The organism is Wolbachia endosymbiont (group A) of Colletes cunicularius (assembly GCF_964264715.1).
In the GTDB taxonomy this organism is placed as follows: Bacteria; Pseudomonadota; Alphaproteobacteria; order Rickettsiales; family Anaplasmataceae; genus Wolbachia.
Window position 1 is genome coordinate 1,207,670 of record NZ_OZ183471.1, and the last position, 17,393, is coordinate 1,225,062.

A 17,393-nucleotide genomic window follows, 5' to 3' on the forward strand; every position below is an offset into this window, starting at 1 on the left:
AATTACTTGCAGGCAATGATATAGAAATTTACTTTCTTAACTTAAGAAAGTATACTCATACAATGACGGAAAAGAAGTACAATAAAATTTTAATAGCAAACAGAGGAGAAATTGCCTGCAGGATTATCAGAACTGCTCGTAGGATGGATATATCTTGTGTCTGTGTATATTCGGATGCAGATGTAAATTCTGTACATGTAAGACAAGCAGATGAGTCAAGATATATCGGCCCTTCGCCTTCTTGTCTCAGTTATTTAAACATTGAAAAAATATGTGAAGTAGCAGTTGAAACAGGTGCGCAGGCAGTTCATCCTGGCTATGGCTTTTTAGCAGAAAATCCAGATTTTCCACGTGCTCTTCAAAAACATAATATAGACTTCATCGCTCCCAGTGCAGAAACAATAGAAGTTACAGCCAACAAAATAACAGCAAAAGAAGCGGCAAGAAAAGCTGGAGTGAATGTAGTGCCAGGATATATGGGTAAGATCAGCGATGCTGCCCACGCAGCTCAAGTTGCTGAAGAGGTCGGTTTTCCCGTTATGCTCAAAGCTGCATCAGGCGGTGGTGGCAAAGGAATGCGAATTGTAAATTCCAAAAAAGAAATTGAACTAGCGTTCACATCAGCAACAAATGAAGCAGAGAAAAGTTTTAAGGATAGCAGTATCTTTATAGAGAAATATATAGAACTACCAAGACATATTGAAATACAAATCATAGCAGATAAATATGGCAATATAGTGTGTCTTGGAGAAAGGGAATGCTCGATACAAAGGAATAATCAGAAAATAATAGAAGAAACGCCAAGTCCATTCATTAGTGAAGAAGTAAGACAAAAAATGTATGTCCAATGTGTTTCTCTAGCAAAGCAAGTTGGCTATTTTTCAGCAGGCACTGTTGAGTTTGTTGTAGATAAAGACCAAAACTTCTATTTTCTTGAGGTAAATACGAGATTACAAGTTGAGCATCCAGTAACAGAATTTATAACTGGAATAGACATAGTAGAAGAAATGATTAGAACTTCCTGTGGAGAGAAATTGAGATTCAATCAGGATGATATTAAACTTACTGGTTCTGCAATAGAAAGTAGAATTTGCGCTGAAGACCCATCAAAGAAATTTTTCCCTTCCAGCGGAAGAATAAAATATTACGATAAACCAGGTGGAAATGATTATGTAAGAATAGATGATGGAGTTGCTGCAGGTTCAGAAATTAGCACGTTCTATGACTCAATGATTGCAAAAGTTATAACATATGGAAAAGATAGAGTAGAAGCGATCAGCAGAATGCAAAAAGCATTGTCTGAATGCTATATAGAAGGAGTAACAAATAATATAGAACTTCTAGAATCCATCTTCCATCACCCAAATTTTATTGCAGCAAAGCTCCACACGAGATTCATTCCAGACCATTATCCCAGTGGGTTTCAAGGCGATTTTATTACAGAGGAATATATTAAAATATTTATTTTTGCTGCACTGTATGTTCATTTAGAAAATGAAGAAAGGTACTATTACGAAGCAGTGAATAAAACATCTCCGATGTCATTCCAGCGCGTGACACTGGAATCTAGTAAAAAAGAAGGGGCACCAGTGTCAGCTATTCGGATGACACCTTATGGCATTGAAACGACAGATGACCATGCAAGAGATTTATTCATAGTGAAAATAAATGATAATGAGTACTCCATAAATGCAAAATACCAAGATAATACATTAACAACAGTATATAATCACAATAAATACTCCGTGGTGGGTAAGTGGAAATCAAGTCATAAGTTACTATATATTACAATTAATGATGATGCTGATATAACATTTAAAGTAGAAAAACAAGGCAGCAAATACTTCATAAGGCATGCAGGCATGAAAGCTGAGTGTTGTATATTTAAGCCTCATGTAGCTGAATTAAGTAGGTTAATGCTAAATAATGAAACAGAAGGGATTTCAGCAGATGCTGTAAAATCCCCAATATCTGGCTTATTAGTTAAGTTGCACGTAAACATAGGAGATCAGGTGGAAATAGGACAACCTTTATTTGTGGTGGAGGCAATGAAAATGGAAAATATTATATGCGCTGAAGCAGCAATGGTGATAAAAAATATTCCCGTTCAAGAAGGAAAAAATGTGCAGATTGGTGATGTAGTCTGCTTTCTTAAATAACACAAGAAGTATAAACTTGACCCAAACAAGATAAATGAAAACACTTGATGAGCTATGGCAATGGCTATTGGTATGTGCAATAATAGAGTAATTATACCTAAAATGATCTGAATGATAACGGAGAGCAGCATAATATATGCCGGTTTTACGCTAGCATTTTTTACTGTGAGTATTACTACCAAAGCTAGTATTAGCAATGCCAGTGCTCGATGTATAAATTGCACTGTCGCTCTGTTCTCAAAGATATTCAGCCATATAGGGTGTAAGAAAAATAAATCTTCTGGAACAATTTGTCCGTACATTAGTGGAAAGGTATTGTAAATCAAACCAGCATTTAATCCCGCAACAAACGCACCGAAAATTATTTGTATTACAATTAGGGCCAAAATCATCCCTGTGTAGTATATAGCGTCACTACTAATCTTAAGTTTAGTTTGCTTTGGCCTGATTTGGTAATCAAAAAATTGATATGACAATAATGCAAAGACAATTAATGCTAATAATAAGTGAAGTGCAAGCCTATAGTGGCTAACATGAGGTTCAGTTACTAAACCACTTTTAACCATATACCAACCAGCAAAAGCTTGTAAAGCTCCAAATAATAATGCCACAAATAGCCTTATTACTACCTTTTTAGATATTTTTCTTCTTAATGTAAAATATATAAATGGCAGGACAAAAACTAAACCTGTTAGTCTTGCAACCAATCTGTGTACATATTCTATTAAGTATATAGCCTGAAATTCCTCCATACTCATACCATAGTTGAATGCTTTATACTCAGGTGTAGTTTCATATTTTAATCTTTCTTGTAGCCAATCTTGTCCACTCAGTGGTGGCAATGTTCCAGTGATGGGTTTCCACTCCGTGATTGACAATCCTGCTTTTGAAAGTCTGGTAAATCCACCAATCCCCACCATGAGAATTACCATAATACAGCAGAGAAAAAGCCAAATAGCTACAGGTTTTGATTGCTTTTGTTCCATAAACCATGATGAGTTTTGTTCCATCGCTCAGGGTAAAGAATAAATTCCCACAAGGCAAGAAAAGCTGCAACACTATGTAGCAGACTATAGACCGGAAAAAATATCGATACTATATAAAAATAAAAAGGCATCTTTTGCTGTTTGACAGCTATTACCAAAAGAATCAGGTTAGTAACGTATACCACTACAAAGTAGTACAAAAATAATTCATTTAAAACTTTAGTTAATATCAATGAAAGCAGTAAAAATGGAGTAGTAAAAAATATAAAAGCTGCAGAGCCAACAAAAAGATTCAATAGCAAAATTCCCTTAAATCCAGTGTGTTTATAAAGAGACTTTATATTTTTTAAATGAACAATATAAGTTTGCATATAGCCTTTGATCCAGCGCGCTCTTTGCTTAATCCAAGCAAATACAGCAATTGGTGACTCTTCCAATGTTTCTGAGTCAATCATCCTGGTTTTATATCCCATTTGCGCAAGTCTCAAACCAAGGTCAGCATCTTCGGTAACACTATAAGCATCCCAGAAAAACAATTTTTTTAGAATTTTTACTGAAAAATGATTACTGCTACCACCCAAAGGCATTGGCATGTTCATTTTTTGGAATCCAGGCAATAAGTATTGAAACCAGTTCATATACTCCAGAAAAAAGGATTTTGTGAGAAAATTATAATCACAATTATAGTAATTTAATTTCGCCTGTACACAGGCAAGCTTATCGTCGCCCTTATTAAATTCAATCAGTGCTTTTTTTAACTGCAATGGGTCTGGTTTATCGTCCGCATCATATATTACTGCATACTTTCCTCTAGCAAAGCTCATAGCATAATTGCATGACTTGGCTTTTGTTCTAGGCAAAGAATGAGGCACTTTTATTACTTCAAAATACTGTGGTAAAGTGTACTTTTCTATAGCTGCTAGCGTTTCCTGATCATCACTTTCTACCTGAAGCTTCACATCTAATTTCGATTTTGGATAATCCAAACTTTCAATGCTTTCGATCAATTGCTCTATCACTGCACTTTCTTTAAAAGCAGGCAATAAAATAGTATATATAGGAAAATCTTCTTCATTCAGCTTACTATAATCCACTTTTTGGTTGGAGGTTTCACATAAGTTAAAAATTGTAGCTATAAACTTGAATAAATAACTAGAACATCCGATTATAAATATCAACATCAAAGCAAAATATGTATATTTCTCTGTTAGTGTTAAAATTGAAGTTACAATAAAGAAAGAAGCAAAAAATATTGAGCTTAGTTTAATGCTTTTAGCTGAAAAATTAGCATTCTTGTAATATAAGTAGTTGCTTGCAAATTCTGAAATACCAAAGTGCGAGTTAAGAAGATTTAAAATCTGTTCGCTATCCACTTTTATTAATACATAGTCAATACCGTAATGAGCTTCGACCCAACGGTTGATATCTCGGCTTGTGTCTTCAACCATAAAAAAAGTAGTATCATTTAATTTTTGCCAAGGAACCATATTAAATTTATAGTAAAAAAGTTTCTCTGGCTCTTTGCACAAACTAGAATCAAACTTAATTTTTTCTACATTATCAGCTTGAAGTATAGGCAATTGTTGCATTAAACCTAATGCAATTTTTTATTTAAGTCACGTGAAAATGAAGATATGACCTCGCTACTACGCTTATCATCTTTACGTTCATGCATTATTTTTTTTACAGCATCAGCAGCTATATTCGCTGTGTTAGCCTGTAAATCTCCAAGAACTTTTTCAACTTGGTCAGTGACTTTCTTCAAGTTAGAATGGGCATTGTCATCTAATGTCTGATCTAGCTGCTGTCTATTGTGCTTAATGATACTATTAGCTTTATCAAGTGCTTCATTCATCATTTTATTAACTTCTGCATCTAATTCTTTGTATTTTTCAAAAGATTTTTTGTAATACTCCAACATATCTTTCCTGAATTTTTCAGTTCCTTCACTTGAAAATTTGCTTTTGTTACGCTTATTGTTAAGCGCATTTTTTATCACTTTCTTTAGCAATTTATACGAAAGGAAAAAACTTACCAAGAAGGCAAGACCGATAATCAGTGATGTAGACATAAAAACCCCTAAAATTCTTTGGACACCAAGTCAGCAACAAACTCCTCTTCAATTTCAGAATTGGTCAATTTAGTATAATAAATTAAAGCAATACTAGTAGCCATTTGTTTTAACTGATCAGTATATTCAGATTTAAATTCTGCCACTTTTTCTTCAATAAGCTTGCTCTTTTTTTTGTCTTCCTCTTCTAATATATTCTTAACATTAGCTCTCATTTCTTCTACCTGAGCAAGTGCATCATCTATGATTTTTTTTGCCTGTATTCTAGCTTGGTTTAAAGCGGCATTATACTTGGCAATCTGACCTTCCGTAAGTCTTAAAAGATGAACAGAACTATTAAAAGAATCCAATACTTCTTTACTTCTAGTGCTTATTATTTTATCTAACTTTGGTAAAAATAAACAACTTACTACGAAAAAAAGTGAAGAGAAAAAAATTAAAAACCAAAAAACTTGAGAAAAGAAGGTTGAAACATCAAGCTGTGGCATCTGTTAAGCAGCAAATATTAATAACATTGCAAGTACAAACGCAAGCAATCCCATGATTTCAACCATGGCAGCACCAATATAAACATAACTTTTCATTTTACCTTCTGATTCAGGGTTTCTCGCAATCCCATTTAACATAGCAGAGAAGATATTAGCTATACCTAAACCAGCACCGAGCATTCCAAACACAGCTAAACCAATTGCTATAAATTTTAAAGCTACTAAATCCATATATTACCTTTAATTATTTCTTTATAATATAATTGTAAAATATTCTACAAGGAAGTCAATTACTTTACTGCATCTGACAAATATACACATGTTAATATAGTAAATATATAAGCTTGTAAAATTGCAACAAATACTTCAAATCCTATCAATACAATTATGAACAAAAACGGCGCAGGAGTGAAAAATATGTTCATATTTACAATAAACCCTGCTATCACTTTGATGATTGTATGACCAGCAATCATATTTGCTGCAAGCCTTATTGATAGGCTAACCGGCCTTACTAAATAAGCAAACAACTTAATAATAATTATTATAGGTGCAAGCCACAAAGGAGTTCCTTTTGGTAGCAATATGCGTAAAAATTCTACTCCCCTTTCTTTAAATCCAACAATCGTTATATAAATAAAAACCACCATCGATAAAGCGAAGGTGACTATCACATGACTTGTGACCGTGAAACTATAAGGAAGAACACCAACCAAATTACATGATAAAATGAAAATAAACACTGTAAATATCAATGGAATGTGCTGCAAGCCTTTGCTTCCAGTGTTATTTTCTATTATTGAAATAACAAAATCATATACATACTCAACTGCAGCTTGCAAATATCCTGGTATTACTGACCCCTTCTTTATTCCAAAAAGCAAAAAGAGTATCACCAACATCACCGAAATCATCATGAAAAGAGATGAATTGGTAAAGCTTATGTCATACCCAAATAACCTAGGTAACTCTATTATTGTATATACTTTAAACTGTTCCAGTGGATTTAATGCCATTTTAATCTGAACTATAAACAGTAAATAAAGTATGAATTTTATAGGACAAAGTCAAGAATTAAGATAAAGCCCTGTATCATTATAACATTGATACATTAACAAAATATGTAATTAGAGTGTTAATTACAGTCAGCTCTGTATTTTAAAACTTACTAATCTTATTAAATTATTCAATATCTTGACTTAACATCTTATTTTAATTATAATTTAATTTTTAGTGAGGTATTATTATGAACGAAATAGATTTTATTAACACTAATCATCCTTTAAACTTAGAGCAAGAATTTGGTAGTGGATATATTAGATTCACTGACGGTTATTTTGATGAGAATACCGGTAGTTATGGAATGATAGGTCAAGTATTAGATGAAAATCATAACACGTTAGGACCACTAACCGTTGGCTGCTATGTTTGTCATTTTCACCATGATGACCATAAGGTTTATCTTCAGTATTTCATGGAAGTAAACTTAGAAGGTGATATAGAGAAGATCGATTCTCTTTACAAGAAGATATAAAGTTACAAAAGCTTCTACATCATTGTTTATGATGTAGAAGTATTCCACTACAACAAGCTTTAAAAGCACTACATTTTATATTACAATAACTCTTTTATTTCTTTAAAGGTTCATGAAATTCACATTATCTTGGTTATTAGAACACTTAGAAACCAATGCTAGTTTAGAAGAAATTACCGATAAATTAACTCACATAGGGTTAGAAGTAGAAGATGTGATCGACAATACCAAATTAGCTGGTTTTATTGTTGCAAAAGTATTAGAAGTTGCACCTCATCCAAATGCCGATAAATTAAAATTATGTAAAGTAGATGACAGAAGTAAAACTCTACAAATAGTTTGCGGAGCAAACAATGTTAGAGAAGGTATGAAAACTGTGCTTGCATCTCTTGGTAGCACATTGCCAGAAAGAGATTTTACAATCAAGCCCACAAAAATACGAGGAGTGCTAAGTGAAGGGATGCTCTGCTCTGCTTCTGAACTTGCGCTAGTTCAAGAGGAAAGTGAAGGAATAATCGAGCTTTCTGATGATTATAAAGCAGGGGATAAATTTTTCAATTGTGACCCTGTAATTGATATAAATGTTACTCCAAATCGTGGAGATTGCTTAGGCATTTATGGAATAGCTCGCGACCTTGCTGCAACTGGAATTGGGACATTAAAGACTTTAAGCATTCCACAACTTACCAGCTCCATAAATTCACCAATCGATGTTGAAGTGACTGACGGAGAAAGTTTTATTAGTGGAATATACATCGCCAATGTAAAAAATCAAGAAAGCCCAAAGTGGCTAAAAGATAAATTGGAATCGATAGGAATGCGCTCCATTTCTACAATAGTTGACATTACTAACTATATTATGATATCTTTTAATCGTCCAATGCATGCGTTTGATGCAAACAAAGTAGATGGCAAACTTACAATAAGAAAAGCAAATGATGGAGAAAGCTTCTTTGCTTTAAATGGTAAGGGATATTTACTGGACAATAATATAAACATTTATTCTGATAGTAAAAATATTCATGGAGTTGCTGGAATTATAGGTGGAAAGTGCAGTGAATGTACTCTTGAAACCACCAATATTTTTTTGGAATTAGCTTTGCTCGATCCAATCTCTATCACTAAATCTTCAAGGCAGCTCGGCATCTCCACAGACGCTAGTTACAGATTTGCACGTTCAGTCGATCCTGGATTTACCCTTGATGGACTCAATCTTGCAGCCAAAATGATTTTGGATTTATGTGGTGGAGAAGTCTCAAGCGTAGTGTCTGCCGGTAATCTAGATAAAGAATACACCTCTGTCATCCAAGTAGCTGACACTGGGATCCAGAAAAAACCATGCCGGAATGATGCTAAGATAAGCCTTGATTACCAAGATATAAACAAGTTTGGAAGTGTATCTGTATCACCTGATGAGACGTTCGATATCTTAACGAAACTAGGGTTTAGTATTGATAAAAAAACCGAAGGCAATTGGAATGTACAAGTACCAAGCTGGAGACCGAACGTGACTATACCTGCTGACCTAATTGAAGAAGTAACAAGAATATACGGCTATGACAAAATAAAAGAAGAACCACTACCAAATAATGTTGAAGAAGTAGATAGTACATACGACAATTTGCGTATTTTGATGACAAACAGAGGGTTTCATGAAGTGCTAACCTGGTCGTTTATGAGTGAATCAACAGCTGAAAAATTTGGTTACTCGAACAAGTTATTTATCATCGATAATCCGTTTAACAATAACTTTAATATGATGAGACCAAGTATCATACCAAACTTGTTGCAAGTCACTGCTGATAATATTGCCCATGTAGTATCTGATCTTGCAATCTTCGAAATTGGGCCGATTTACGATGGTGAAGCTCAGTCTAAACATGTCTTAAGTGGAATAAGAACAGGAAATAATTTACCGCGAAACCATTATAATACTGATAGGAAAGTAGATGTTTTTGACGCAAAGGCTGATTGCATAGCAGCTTTGGAGTTTTTTAACGTCAATTGCGACAATTTAACGATAGAGAGAGCAGAAAAAGAATATTATCATCCAGGAAAGTCAGGCACCTTATCTTTTAGAAGTAAAATAGTTGGTTATTTTGGAGAATTGCATCCTAATATATTAGATCTTTTTGACATCAAGCAAAAAGTTGTAGGTTTTGAGGTAATACTAGAAAATATTGAAAATTTACCTGTAAGTAGAAAGAAATTTATCGATTATAAATACCAAAGTGTAAAACGTGATTTTGCATTTATTGTAAATAAGGATGTGGAAGTAGGTAACATAATCAATGTGGTAAAAAAAAGCTCAGAGCTCATCACAGAAGTTTTAGTATTTGACGTATACCATGGAAATAATATAGAATCGAATAAGATGTCTATAGCATTGTCAGTTACTTTCTGCTCTCCAATCCAGACTTTAACTGAAAAAGAGATCCAAAAAGAATCAAGTGCTATAGTTAATTTAGTATGTGAAAATACCGGAGGAACTTTGAGAACCCATCATTAAGCCGCAATCATAGTGTTCTGCTTTTGCTGTGCCAAGCTTACCTCATCTAATCTACTTCCAACCTTAAATTCAATATCCTTAAAAAATCTATTCCATATTCCATGCAAATGCTCTTCTATTTTAGGCCATACATCATTCTTAAATGTTTCTCCATCATCAGAAAATAAATCACCTAAAAAAGCCCCAGCTTTCTCATAACTTGACCGAAAATGTTCAAGAAATGTCCTTACTTCATTATAAGTATCATGTGCCACATCTAACGCTTTTCCTTCTGTACTCTCATCCCCGTACATTGCAGTAACTAAGCCCGTCTTAATATACCCCCAACATGTCCAAAAAGATTTCACAGGTTGCAAAAGTGGACTCTTACCACTTTTTGGCACATTATTTATTATATTTTTCACCAGTCTGTCTATTAAAGGAGACAATAAATTTTGACTAAAATGTTTGATATTATCTTTTGTTTTAATTACAGGATATTTGATGCATCTTTCTGCTAAACAGTACCCAAGTTCTGCTTTCTCTAATAATTTCTTGATCTCTGCTTCATCAAAATTTTCTTTCTTGAGCACCTCCAACAGCTTATCTTCTATTACTGCAAATTTTATTTTTTCGCGAGACGTCAGTTCTTCTTTGTAATCATTTCTTGTTTCTTCATTTACCAATGATTCTTTTTTGTCTGACTCTAATTGTTCCAATGCTTCTAAAATTTCTTGGTTATTTCGCAAGCATAACTCTATTAACTCCATACTTGAAGATTTCTCTTCTTTACTATTTTTCTCAACATCCAAATCCTCATTCTGCTTTCCTATTATTTCCTTCAGTCTTGTAGGTTGCGTAAAATATTCTCCAATTTCTTTTCGATAAGAAACAATCTTGTTTACTAGACGTTTTTCATCTTCTCCATTGAATAGCATGTCCTTATTATCTTCTACATTCTTTATACTTTCCCCTTGCTTTTCAAATAACTCTTGAATTCTACATCTTGTTATTTCTAAATACATCTTCTCTACAAAGTCATTTACTTTATCCGAAGTCCTTGTTTCATTTAATTCACTAAGATCTTCTGCTAAAGATTGCTTTATTTTGTTATCTGACTTATTCAGTAGAGTTTGAATAGTCCTTATTCTCGATTCTATTAGCCTTTCCTCAACTTTTTGATCATCATATTCAAATTTAAAAAGATCTTCTAATTTCCTTTTTAAAGCACCATCTTTTAAGTTACCGTTTTTCCTATTTTTATGCATCTCTTCTAATTTTTTACGTATTTTGTCATACCTTGTTTGCCCTATCTTTTTTAAGCACTCAATTTCTTCTTTCACACTACCCAGAGCTTCCTCTGTCGCCTGTGGATGTATATCTCTATAAACACCAATTATTGTTTTTTCAGCTATTTTCCCTTCTTTTATAAGCTGTTTCCATTTTGCTTTAAACATAGGAAGCCCTCTATCGTCCAAGTCATCTGGTGCTTTTGCTCCTGTTTTTTTTAGATCTTCTAGTATCATTTCCTTTCCAGTCGGCAATTCCTTACCTTGGCTTCTCAGTTCTTGCTCCACTAATACCTCTTTCAGTCTTTCTTCTAATGAAAAATCTTCCTTTTCCTCTCTTCTTTTTTGTGCAAATTTAATTGCTTGTATAAAAGCAACTCGATAAGCATTTTGTATTAAGTAATTCACCAGTTTAGAATCTACACTATCCACCACTTTCAGTCTGAATTCGTTCAACAGTTCCTTCAGCTTATCATATGTAATATCTTTTCCTTCTAGCTTCATTAGCTCTTCCATAGTCTTTGCGAATTCCTGAATCGAAATTGCAAGCACATTCTTGATCTCATTACGTAAAGGCGTAAGGCCGTTTTTTAAATTGATATTAGCTGATAATTTCAGTATGGTATTATGTTCTGAATCACGTGCAACATTAAACCAACTACCATCTTTATCTTCATATAAATCTCTAAGTAATTGTTCAAATTGCGGTGGAAACTTAATCTCCATGTCCCACTTAATGTCTGACTCACCAACATTTACCTCGCGAAAAGATACTTCAATATTCTGGTGTTCATTCTGATATAACCCATTACTCAACTTAAGCGCATCAACCAAAGAATGAGATAATTTCCTATTTAAAAGATAAAAAATAGCTAAGGCGGGTGTTGCAGGAATAAGCAAGAGTAGAAGTATAGGTATACTAACAAGAACCGCGATTGAAGCAAGAATACCATATGCCAATCTTTTTGCTGTACTTTCACTTACTTCACTTTTTTTTGTTTTATTCTCCTCTGAACTGATTTGTGTCTTATCATTTGTTTTAAACTTATTATATATGACTAATCCTAACGCAGTGAAAACTATATAAGGAAACATTAAAACCGATAGTGCTAAATTCAATACCCGTTTTTCCGGGCAAGCTCTGTTTATTTCCTTAAATATTCCGCTTGATATATTATACCAAGAAGTAAAAAAGTCAGAGTTATAATCTTTATAATGAAATATACTCAGTGGAATGCTAAAATCAGCATCCCTACAATCAAAGAATTCTTCTTGTTCTTTCGGAATGCGAGCAGATTCTCGCAGAATATTAATATTAGTTGACCAATCTTGTTCCTCTAAAGCATCAAAAAATTCCTCTTCCTCTTCCAAAGTAACATCGGAAGTAGATTTTACTTTACCTAAATCATCACTATTGTTATTTAAGTCAACAACTTCCTCACAACCTACAACAGCATTCATACCATAACCTTATCCAATTACCTTAAGTATAGCATAAATACTGACAATCTTGCAACTTTATTAAAAATTCAACGCTCAATGCTAACATTTAAATCCTGATATTCCTTAGAATAAAAGTTAGTTCCAATTTCTGTATTAATGTCCAAAGATAAGGCAAGGGTCTGCTCTTTTATATATTCAATCCACGTATTTATTGCTTCCTTAATTTTCTCATCTTCTGTTTTGATTATTACTCTGATTCTATCGGACATATGAAAATCAGCTTGTTTCCTAGTTTCCTGAATGAGCCTCACTACATCTCTTGCAAGCCCTTCTAGAATCAATTCATCATTTAAAGTAGTGTTTAGGATAACAACCCCTTTGTTGTTATCAAATACAGAGGAGAATTCACTGTTTGCTTTTAATAATAGTTCATACTCGCCTTTTTCTATGATATAATTTTCTGACTCGTCCCCCAAAAATATGAGACCTCTTTCTGTCATTCCAGCGCGTGACGCTGGAATCTGCATCTGGATCCCAGTGTCAGTTACTCGGATGACACCGGATTCAACTTGTTTCCACTTTCCTTGTTTAACATATTGAACCAGTGTCTTAATCTTCTCCGGAATTCTTTTTCCAAGCACAGGGAAGTTGAGTTTTAACTCTAGTGATGCAATATCTTCAAGTCTGTTTACTAACTTCAGTTTTTTTACATTTACCTCATCTTTTATCATCTCTTGGTACTCATTTGAGTTTTCAGCACACTGGATCCCAGTGTCACGCACTGGGATGACAGAAAACGGCTCACCTTCAAGAAAACTACAGGAAGACTTATGATAAATCGTCATACTGCCAAGTGGCTGTCTGATACGTATATTAAAAGTGTTTCTAATAGAGAGTGCAGAGTTACATATCTCTCTCACTAGATCCATTTTGGCAATGAGCTGACTATCAAACTTCTCTAATTGTGGGAAGTCAGCCAAATGAACAGATGTTTCTTCATACTTAAGCCCTTGCCATATATTCTCTGTTATAAGTGGCAACAAAGGGGCTGCAGCTCTTAGTATGTAATAAAAAACCGTATATAGAACATTATAAGCATCAGTTTTATCCTGATCCAAATCACTTTTCCAAAAACGCTCGCGACTGCGACGAATATACCAATTATTTAGCACTTCAAAAAAGTTCATCAAAATTTTGCAAGCCTCTTGGGAGTTATAGTTGTTCATAGAAGCTTGGATACCTTCTACAGCTTCAAAACACTTGGAAATCATGTAACGATCAATAGTGCTTTGATAATCCTTACAAACTTCAGCTTTAATTCCATCTGCATTTGCATACATGGTAAAAAAGTGATAACTGTTCCAAATAGGTTTTATTACGTTTTTCAGAACATCTCGCACTAAATTCCCTTCTTTATCAAGTAGCAAATTACCACCACAAACAATAGATCCAGAAAGCATAAGAAAACGCAGTGCATCAGAACCGTATCTATCAAAAAACTCCATTGGATCTGCATAGTTATTCAAACGCTTGGACAATTTTTGCCCTTTTACATCCAAAACAACACCGTGGCATATGCAATTCTTAAACGGTTCCCTATCAAACAAAGCAGTGGACAATACAAAGAGCGTATAAAACCACCCCCTGGTTTGCGCTATGTATTCAGTGATAAAATCTGCAGTTTCAAACCCCTCTTTATTTTCAAACGGATAGTGGACTTGTGCGAATGGCATCGAGCCAGATTCAAACCAGCAGTCAAATACGTTAGGCACACGACGCATAACTGATTTTCCTGTTGGATCATCAGGATTTGGTCTCGTTAAAGTATCGATAAATGGTCTGTGCAAATCATCTACTTTAACATTAAAATCTCGCTCTAGTTCTTCTATCGAACCATATACATCCACTCTTGGATATCTCGCATCGTCTGATTTCCATACAGGGATTGGCGTACCCCAGAATCGATTGCGTGAAATTGACCAGTCGTGTGCCCCTTCAAGCCATTTTCCAAATTGACCATCTCTAATGTGGTTTGGTATCCAATTAACTCTCTTATTTAGCTCTACCATTCTGCTTTTGAATTTTGTAACGGCAACATACCAAGAAGGCATAGTGCGATAGATCAAAGGAGTGTCAGTTCTCCAGCAGTGTGGATAATTGTGAATATATCGTTCAGTTTTGAACCAGTTTCCTTGTTCTTTCAATTTTTTTATTACTGTATCATTGGTATCAAAAACATGAACCCCTGCCAAATCTGAAACTTCAGCAGTAAATTTTCCACTGTTATCAATTGGACAAATAACTGGAATATCATGGCTTTGGCAAAGGTAAAAATCTTCCTCACCAAATCCAGGAGCAGTGTGTACAACGCCAGTACCATCTTCTCCTGTAACATAATCAGCAACAAAAACACGGAATGCATTCTTTGTATCTTTAAAGTAATCAAACAGCGGCTTATAGGAAAGGCCTGCAAGATCATTCGCTTTAAGTTTTATATTGCAGTTTTCATATGGAATATTGTTTTGTTCAGAGTGGCTGATAAATTTTTCTAGGTAGCTTTCAGCGAAAATATAAATTTCACTGTTCACTGAACTCCTTTCATTAACTTCTGTCATCCCAGTGCTTCGACACTGGGATCCAGAAATAGATTCCAGCGTCACGCGCTGGAATGACACCAAAGAGTGGACTGACACTGCACAATACTTGATGTCCTTTCCTATCGCCAATGCCAGATTGCTAGGAAGAGTCCAAGGAGTTGTAGTCCAAGCAAGTAATTTACATTTTTGTTTAACACTTTTAAACTGCTGTGGGTTTTCTAAAAGCTCAAATGCAACAGTTACAGCTTTGCTAGTCTTTTCTCTATACGCGTTATCAAGCCTTGTTTCAAAATTGGATAATGGAGTTTCGCACGCCCAGCTATATGGAACAACGCGTACTGATTCATACACTAGACCCTTATCATAAAGCTGTTTAAATGCCCACATGACCGACTCCATGAATGATTTATCCATGGTTTTATAGTCATTATGAAAATCCACCCACCTTGCCTGCCTATTGACATATTTTTCCCACTCTGATGAAAATCTCATTACAGAAGTACGACAATGGTTATTGAATTTTTCAATTCCGAATTTTTCTATCTCAGTTCTACCAGATATTCCAAGTTCTTTTTCTGCACCCATCTCAGCCGGTAATCCATGGCAATCCCAACCAAATCTACGTTCAACCCTTTTTTGAAGCATAGTTTGATATCTTGCAAATGCGTCTTTGATGAAACCAGTGAGTAAATGTCCATAATGTGGAAGTCCATTTGCAAACGGAGGCCCATCATAAAACACAAAACAATTATCCTTGGAACGTTCTCCAACTGACCGCTCAAAAACTTTATTTTCCTGCCAAAATTTTATGATTTCTTTTTCTAACGACGAAAAATCAGGACTACTTACTGTATCAGGATAATGCTTTGACTTCATGTTCATTTTGACCGGATAAAGCCAAAGAATATAGGGCTTTTTAGAAAATTACAAATGCAAAAAGAAACAAACTTATTCCTGCACCCCACGCCCCAACAAACTGTTCTGCCGAGCTTCCAACACTTTCACGTTTACTATTTTGTCCCTGTATTTACCTTCAGGATCATCAATGCACACTGATTGCATATATGGGCTTTTACCAATAATTTGGTTTTGGTGTTTGCCTTTTTTATCACTGAACAAAGCAGGTATAGTTTTGCCTACCATACTCTGGTTAAACTCAAGTTGTTGCTTACTAATTAATTTCTGTAAACGAAGAAGGCGTTCTGTTTTAACCTCTTCTGGTACTTGATCTTTTCTTTCTGCTCCTGGTGTACCTGGTCTTGGGCTATATTTAAAGCTATAAGCCTGAGAATATCTAATTTTTTCTACTAATTTTACAGTTTCTTCAAAATCTTTTTCGGTTTCTCCAGGAAAACCAACAATAAAATCAGAAGAAAATTCGATTTCAGGTTTCAATTTGCGAAATCTGTCTATTATTTCCAAATACTCCTCTGCAGTGTGCTTTCTGTTCATCGCGTGCAATATTTTATTCGAACCTGACTGCACAGGCAGGTGAATAAATGGCATGAGTTTTGGCTCTTCCGCATGTGCCAAGTAGAGAGATTCATGCATATCTCTTGGATGAGAAGTTGTATAACGAATCCTCTCTAGCTTTCCAATTTTAGCAATATGACTAACTAATTTGCCTAAATCCCACACTTCCCCTTCGCATTTCCCATGGTAAGCATTGACGTTCTGACCAAGCAAATTGATTTCCTTCGCCCCATTTGCAACTAATTTCAATGCTTCACGAAATATTTCATTCACTGGCCGTGAATACTCAGCTCCACGAGTATATGGTACTACACAAAACGTACAAAATTTATCACAACCTTCTTGTATGGCAAGAAACGCAGAAGACCCCTGGCTATTGCCATAGCATTCATCTGGCAATTTATCAAACTTTGCAACTTCAGGAAAATCAGTGTTTATTACATGACCTTTACTTCTGCTTGCTTTGACTATCAGCTCCGGTAAGGTAGCGATACTCTGCGGACCAACAACAATATCAACAAAAGGAGCCCTTCTGAATACTTCTTCTCCCTCTGCTTGCGCTACACATCCAGCCACCACTATAGTAATTTCTTTTCGTGACGAATGAATCTTCCCGAGCTCAGAATAAAGCTTTTCTGCTGCCTTCTCTCTAATGTGACAAGTGTTCAGTATCACCAAATCAGCTTTTTCTGCATCACTAACAACGTTGAACCCCAAAGGTTTAATTATATTTTCCATTAAAACGGAGTCATAAACGTTCATCTGACAGCCGTAAGTTTTAATATATAGGCCTTTCATATTTGGTATGTCTTTTTCAAAACCCTACATACAATCACATTAAATGTCCAACAGACCAGCGCGTGAC

At 34.8% G+C, this 17,393-nt stretch carries 12 protein-coding genes; 3 read left to right on the forward strand and 9 right to left on the reverse strand.

Going from position 1 to position 17,393, the window contains the following annotated elements; genetic code table 11:
• Positions 1 to 62 precede the first annotated feature (62 nt).
• On the forward strand, positions 63 to 2,159 hold the full coding sequence (locus ACFELZ_RS07185; protein ID WP_375316022.1) for an acetyl-CoA carboxylase biotin carboxylase subunit: 2,097 nt from the start codon (positions 63 to 65) through the stop codon (positions 2,157 to 2,159).
• On the opposite strand, the gene ACFELZ_RS07190 is transcribed toward ACFELZ_RS07185, so the two are convergent.
• From ACFELZ_RS07190 to ACFELZ_RS07215, 6 genes are read right to left on the reverse strand one after another with little or no spacing between them, the layout of a single operon-like run.
• Complete coding sequence (locus tag ACFELZ_RS07190) at positions 2,108 to 3,169, reverse strand: COX15/CtaA family protein (protein WP_375316023.1); 1,062 nt, start codon at positions 3,167 to 3,169, stop codon at positions 2,108 to 2,110. The genes ACFELZ_RS07185 and ACFELZ_RS07190 overlap by 52 nt on opposite strands.
• Positions 3,118 to 4,725 (reverse strand): glycosyltransferase family 2 protein, encoded by a 1,608-nt coding sequence (locus ACFELZ_RS07195; protein WP_375316024.1) that lies wholly within the window; start codon positions 4,723 to 4,725, stop codon positions 3,118 to 3,120. The genes ACFELZ_RS07190 and ACFELZ_RS07195 overlap by 52 nt, the downstream gene beginning before the upstream one ends.
• 14 nt (positions 4,726 to 4,739) lie before the next feature.
• Positions 4,740 to 5,216 carry a hypothetical protein gene (locus ACFELZ_RS07200; protein ID WP_375316025.1) on the reverse strand — a complete coding sequence of 159 codons (477 nt, stop codon included), beginning with the start codon at positions 5,214 to 5,216 and terminating at the stop codon, positions 4,740 to 4,742.
• A gap of 8 nt (positions 5,217 to 5,224) precedes the next feature.
• Positions 5,225 to 5,704, reverse strand: coding sequence for a hypothetical protein (locus tag ACFELZ_RS07205; protein WP_375316026.1), 480 nt, complete (start codon positions 5,702 to 5,704; stop codon positions 5,225 to 5,227).
• Between the two features lie 3 nt (positions 5,705 to 5,707).
• The gene (locus ACFELZ_RS07210) at positions 5,708 to 5,935 is read right to left on the reverse strand and encodes a F0F1 ATP synthase subunit C (protein WP_006014985.1); all 228 of its coding nucleotides are present in this window, start codon (positions 5,933 to 5,935) and stop codon (positions 5,708 to 5,710) included.
• A gap of 59 nt (positions 5,936 to 5,994) precedes the next feature.
• Positions 5,995 to 6,720, reverse strand: a complete 726-nt coding sequence (locus ACFELZ_RS07215; protein WP_375316027.1) for a F0F1 ATP synthase subunit A — start codon at positions 6,718 to 6,720, stop codon at positions 5,995 to 5,997.
• Positions 6,721 to 6,950: 230 nt separating this feature from the next.
• On the opposite strand from ACFELZ_RS07215, the gene ACFELZ_RS07220 reads away from it, so the two are divergent.
• Positions 6,951 to 7,238 (forward strand): hypothetical protein, encoded by a 288-nt coding sequence (locus ACFELZ_RS07220; RefSeq protein WP_375316028.1) that lies wholly within the window; start codon positions 6,951 to 6,953, stop codon positions 7,236 to 7,238.
• Positions 7,239 to 7,350: 112 nt separating this feature from the next.
• Entirely contained in the window at positions 7,351 to 9,747 is a 2,397-nt protein-coding gene (pheT, locus tag ACFELZ_RS07225) for a phenylalanine--tRNA ligase subunit beta (protein ID WP_375316029.1), read from the forward strand.
• Here pheT and ACFELZ_RS07230 read toward each other — a convergent pair.
• From ACFELZ_RS07230 to miaB, 3 genes are all read right to left on the reverse strand, one after another.
• Complete coding sequence (locus ACFELZ_RS07230) at positions 9,744 to 12,476, reverse strand: hypothetical protein (protein ID WP_375316030.1); 2,733 nt, start codon at positions 12,474 to 12,476, stop codon at positions 9,744 to 9,746. The two genes, pheT and ACFELZ_RS07230, sit on opposite strands and share 4 nt — an antisense overlap.
• 68 nt (positions 12,477 to 12,544) lie before the next feature.
• Positions 12,545 to 15,931, reverse strand: coding sequence for an isoleucine--tRNA ligase (gene ileS / locus ACFELZ_RS07235; RefSeq protein ID WP_375316031.1), 3,387 nt, complete (start codon positions 15,929 to 15,931; stop codon positions 12,545 to 12,547).
• A gap of 72 nt (positions 15,932 to 16,003) precedes the next feature.
• The gene (miaB, locus tag ACFELZ_RS07240; protein ID WP_375316032.1) at positions 16,004 to 17,326 is read right to left on the reverse strand and encodes a tRNA (N6-isopentenyl adenosine(37)-C2)-methylthiotransferase MiaB; all 1,323 of its coding nucleotides are present in this window, start codon (positions 17,324 to 17,326) and stop codon (positions 16,004 to 16,006) included.
• Positions 17,327 to 17,393: the final 67 nt, after the last annotated feature.

Coding starts and splice junctions, on each gene's coding strand:
- miaB (WP_375316032.1), bottom strand. CDS start 17,326: ATGAAAGGCCTATATATTAAAACTTACGGCTGTCAGATGAACGTTTAT.
- ileS (WP_375316031.1), bottom strand. CDS start 15,931: ATGAAGTCAAAGCATTATCCTGATACAGTAAGTAGTCCTGATTTTTCG.
- ACFELZ_RS07210 (WP_006014985.1), bottom strand. CDS start 5,935: ATGGATTTAGTAGCTTTAAAATTTATAGCAATTGGTTTAGCTGTGTTT.
- ACFELZ_RS07215 (WP_375316027.1), bottom strand. CDS start 6,720: ATGGCATTAAATCCACTGGAACAGTTTAAAGTATATACAATAATAGAG.
- ACFELZ_RS07190 (WP_375316023.1), bottom strand. CDS start 3,169: ATGGAACAAAACTCATCATGGTTTATGGAACAAAAGCAATCAAAACCT.
- ACFELZ_RS07185 (WP_375316022.1), top strand. CDS start 63: ATGACGGAAAAGAAGTACAATAAAATTTTAATAGCAAACAGAGGAGAA.
- ACFELZ_RS07205 (WP_375316026.1), bottom strand. CDS start 5,704: ATGCCACAGCTTGATGTTTCAACCTTCTTTTCTCAAGTTTTTTGGTTT.
- ACFELZ_RS07200 (WP_375316025.1), bottom strand. CDS start 5,216: ATGTCTACATCACTGATTATCGGTCTTGCCTTCTTGGTAAGTTTTTTC.
- ACFELZ_RS07220 (WP_375316028.1), top strand. CDS start 6,951: ATGAACGAAATAGATTTTATTAACACTAATCATCCTTTAAACTTAGAG.
- ACFELZ_RS07230 (WP_375316030.1), bottom strand. CDS start 12,476: ATGAATGCTGTTGTAGGTTGTGAGGAAGTTGTTGACTTAAATAACAAT.
- pheT (WP_375316029.1), top strand. CDS start 7,351: ATGAAATTCACATTATCTTGGTTATTAGAACACTTAGAAACCAATGCT.